Below are 236 nucleotides of genomic sequence, written 5' to 3'. Positions count from 1 at the left end.
ATATTTATTCGGATGAACGGATACATTGACGCCCCCGGCAAATGCTGTCTCGCATTCCCCGTTCCGTAAGCTTTGGCATGCCAGATGAATGGCTGTTAAAGAAGAAGAGCACATCGTATCCAGCGCCATGCTCGGACCGTTAAAACCGAATACATAGGAAGCCCTGTTCGCAATTGATGACGGATTTCCGGTCAGCGCAAGCGATTTTCCGCGCGCCTGTTCTTCGGCTCCGTAAA

Annotated in this window: 1 protein-coding gene; it reads right to left on the bottom strand. The window is 50.8% G+C overall.

The genetic code is table 11. The annotated features are described in order from the left end of the window. Nucleotides 1-236: beta-ketoacyl synthase N-terminal-like domain-containing protein (locus tag SB658_RS27455; protein WP_410603719.1), on the bottom strand; the 236-nt coding region annotated here is incomplete at both ends.

Source organism: Bacillus sp. SIMBA_008, from assembly GCF_046535495.1.
Classification (GTDB): Bacteria; Bacillota; Bacilli; order Bacillales; family Bacillaceae; genus Bacillus; species Bacillus subtilis.
This window is presented reverse-complemented; position numbering and strand designations above follow the sequence as displayed.